The sequence below is a fragment of the Streptomyces anatolicus genome, assembly GCF_019400875.1.
Classification (GTDB): Bacteria; Actinomycetota; Actinomycetes; order Streptomycetales; family Streptomycetaceae; genus Streptomyces; species Streptomyces anatolicus.
The window spans coordinates 1-3716 of sequence record NZ_WMBF01000564.1 but is presented as its reverse complement, the minus strand read 5'-3'; the positions used below and the strand labels follow the sequence as shown (position 1 = coordinate 3716).

Sequence of the window (3716 nt, the reverse complement as noted above, 5' to 3'; positions counted from 1 at the left end):
GCATGGGCGTGGGGCGCGCCGGGGCTGTCCACCCGGCGCGCCCCACGTCTGCGGGGGCGGATCAGCCGCCCAGCTCCTGGTGGCGGGCGGCCAGCCTGGCCGCGCCATCCTCGGTCAGCGAACCGAACAGGCGCAGGCGGGAGATGCCGCCGTCCGGGAAGATGTCGACGCGTACGTGCGTGCCGACGACCGGCGCGTCAAGGACGAAGCGGTGGTTGGTGTCGGGCTGGAGCCGGGTGCGGGGCAGCGCCTCGACCCACTCCCCCGACTCACCGTCACGTACCGAGAGGGCGGCCCAGCCCGCCGAGTTGCCCTTGAGGTAGGCCGTGTCGATCTCGACGGCGCGGATCTCGGACTGCTGGACGAGCCGGTAGCGGATCCAGTCGTTGCCGGTGTCGCGGCGGCGGCGGGTCTCCCAGCCGTCGTCCATCTTGCGGGAGCGGCCCGGCTGGATGGTGTTGGTGGCCGGGGAGTAGAAGCGGTCGGAGGCGTCCTCGACCTGGCCGCCGTTCTCCAGGGCGACGACGTCGAACGTGCCGAGCGCGGCGAGCCACTTGGGGTCGGCGGCGACCTCGCCGTATACGCGCAGGCGGGCGATGCCGCCGTCCGGGTGCTGGTTGACGCGCAGGTGTGTGAAGCGCTGCTCGACGTCGACGGCGAAGCCGTTGGCCGCGTGTCCGCCGACGGGCGTACGCGGGACGAGCGTCGTCCACTTCACGTCGCCGCCGCACAGCTCGTCGGGGGTGGGCGAACCCTCGACGCTGGTGGCCTCGACGGAGACGGCCTGGGGGTAGTTGCCGCGGAAGTGGGCGGTGTCGATGACGATGCCGCGGATGACGCCGGGGGCGCCGAGGCGTACGAGCGCCCAGTCGTGGTCGTCCTCGGTGGGCCAGGGGTGCTCGGCGGAGACGCCGCGCCTTCGGCGGGTCTCCCAGCCGTCCATGACCTTGCCCTTGTGCCCGAAGTGCTCGGGGTCGAAGACGGCCGGGTGCGCGAGGAGCAGGTTCTCGCGCATCGCGAAGAACTCGTCGTTGGCGGCGATCACACCGGCGCCGAGCTGCCGGTCGGCGAGGTTGGCGTACTGGGTGAAGGGGAAGTCGGCCGTGCGGTAGTCGGCGTAGGGCTCGCCGCCGCCGTAGGGGCTCGCGTCGCCGGTGAAGGAAGGTATCGCCACTGGTTCAGTTGTTCCTTTCCAGAAGTCGGCCCGCGGGTTCGGTGAACTCGCCGCCGTGCAGGATGCGTTCGCCGCGCAGCCAGGTGGACTTCACGACGCCGCTGAGGGTCTTGCCCGCGTACGCCGTGACCCGGTTCCGGTGCTGCAGCTCCGCGGGGTCCACGGTGAAGGTCTCGTCGGGCGCGAGGACCGCGAAGTCGGCGTCGCGGCCGGCCTCGATGGCGCCCTTCTGGTCGAGTCCGACCAGCTGTGCGGTGCGCGTGGACATCCAGCGCACCACGTCGTCGAGGGTGTGGCCGCGCCTGCGCGCCTCGGTCCAGACGGCGGGCAGGCTCAGCTGGAGCCCGGAGATGCCGCCCCACGCGGTCGCGAAGTCGTCGGTCTTCAGGTCGGCGGTGGACGGGGAGTGGTCGGTGACGACGCAGTCGATGGTGCCGTCGGCCAGCGCCTCCCAGAGCAGGTCCTGGTTGCCCGCCTCGCGGATGGGCGGGCAGCACTTGAACTCGCTGGCGCCGTCGGGGACTTCCTCGGCGGTCAGCGTCAGATAGTGCGGGCAGGTCTCCACGGTCACCTTGACGTCCTCGCGCTTGGCGGCGGCGATCAGCGGGAGCGCGTCCGACGACGACAGGTGCAGTACATGGATCCGGGCGCCGATCCGCTTGGCGACGGCGATGAGGCCTTCGATCGCGGTGTCCTCGGAGATACGGGGCCGGGTCTGGAGGTAGTCCGCGTACTTGGGGCCGCTCTTGTGCGGGGCGGCGTCCAGCTCGTGCGGGTCCTCGGCGTGCACGATGAGGAGGCCGCCGAAGCCGGTGATCTCGGCCATGGAGGCGGCGAGCTGGTCCTGGTTCAGCTCGGGGAACTCCTCGACGCCGGAGGGCGAGAGGAAGCACTTGAAGCCGTAGACGCCCGCGTCGTGCAGGGGCTTGAGGTCCGCCACGTTGTCGGGCAGGGCGCCGCCCCAGAAGCCGACGTCGATGTGCGCCTTGCTGCGGGCGACCTCCTGCTTGGTCCGCAGGTTGTCGACCGTCGTGGTCGGCGGCAGGGAGTTGAGGGGCATGTCGACGAGGGTCGTGATGCCGCCGGCCGCCGCGGCGCGGGTGGCGGTCCAGAAGCCCTCCCACTCCGTGCGTCCGGGGTCATTCACGTGGACGTGCGTGTCGACGAGGCCGGGCAGCAGGACGTGGTCGCCGAAGTCCTCGACGCGGGCGCCGTCCGGGACCGGGGCGTCGTACGCGCCGACGGTCACGATCTTCCCGCCAAAGACGGCGACCGAGGCGGCGCGCGTCCCCTCCGGGGTGACGACGCGGGTGGAGCGCAGCATCAGCTCCACACCCGCGGCAACGCTCGTGTCCACGTCCACGTCCTTCTCGGACACCCGTGTCCCCTCTCTTCTGTTCCGCTTCACAGACCTTTTGTTTCCGCTTAACGGAATTCAACGTTCTGTTGAAAGAGTTTTCACGCTCGACCTCGCGGCGTCAAGGGTGGGCTTCGGGCGAGGGCCCACCTCGGGCTCGCTCTGGACGTTTCCACAGAGTGGAATTAGGATTCCGCTGACCAGAACGTAGCTACGCACAACGACAGCGCCACGGGCCCACGGGACAACCCCGCGAAGAACCGGGCAAAGCCCCCTTGACCGGCGACGACGCCACCTCGCGCGAGAGCCCCCGGGAAGAACCGCCCGGTAGGCTGCTTCCTTGCCCGCCAGCACCGAAAGGAACGCGCCGTGCCGACGTCAAGCGCCAACGACGCCCCTGCTGAAGTCGCCGCCCCGAAGCCCCCCGCCGCGAGCGGCGGCGTCCAGTCTCTTGAGCGCGCCTTCGATCTGCTCGAACGGATGGCGGACGCCGGGGGCGAGGTCGGTCTCAGCGAGCTGTCCGCCAGCAGCGGCCTTCCCCTCCCCACGATCCACCGGCTGATGCGCACGCTGGTCGCCTGTGGCTACGTACGCCAGCAGGCCAACCGCCGCTACTCCCTCGGCCCGCGCCTGATCCGCCTCGGCGAATCGGCCTCGCGGCTGCTCGGCACGTGGGCCCGGCCCTACCTCGCCCGCCTCGTCGAGGAGACCGGCGAGACGGCCAACATGGCGCTGCTCGACGGCGACGAGATCGTGTACGTCGCCCAGGTGCCGTCCAAGCACTCCATGCGGATGTTCACCGAGGTCGGCCGGCGCGTCCTGCCGCACTCCACGGGCGTCGGCAAGGCACTCCTCGCGCACACCCCGCCGGAGGAGGTCCGGGCGCTGCTCGCCCGCACCGGGATGCCGGCGGCCACGGAAAAGACGATCACGACGCCGGAGGGGTTTCTCGCCGCGCTCGACGAGGTCCGCCGCGCGGGGTACGCCGTCGACGACAACGAGCAGGAGATCGGCGTCCGGTGCCTGGCCGTGTCCGTGCCGAACTCGCCCACGGCGGCGGCGATCTCGATCTCCGGGCCCGCGGGACGGGTGACCGAGGTGGCCACGGAGAGGATCGTGCCGGTGCTGCAGCAGGTGGCGGTGGAGCTGTCGTCGGCGCTTACCAACGCGGGGGCGGGCTCCTGA

At 71.2% G+C, this 3716-nt stretch carries 3 protein-coding genes; 1 reads left to right on the top strand and 2 read right to left on the bottom strand.

What is annotated here, in order from left to right; genetic code table 11:
• Positions 1-61 precede the first annotated feature (61 nt).
• Positions 62-1174, bottom strand: coding sequence for an allantoicase (alc, locus tag GKQ77_RS29570; protein WP_308117822.1), 1113 nt, complete (start codon positions 1172-1174; stop codon positions 62-64).
• Between the two features lie 4 nt (positions 1175-1178).
• A complete protein-coding gene (allB, locus tag GKQ77_RS29565) occupies positions 1179-2498 on the bottom strand; it encodes an allantoinase AllB (RefSeq protein ID WP_219692185.1) in 1320 nt (439 codons plus the stop codon).
• 402 nt (positions 2499-2900) lie between these two features.
• On the opposite strand from allB, the gene GKQ77_RS29560 reads away from it, so the two are divergent.
• Complete coding sequence (locus GKQ77_RS29560) at positions 2901-3716, top strand: IclR family transcriptional regulator (RefSeq protein ID WP_219692184.1); 816 nt, start codon at positions 2901-2903, stop codon at positions 3714-3716.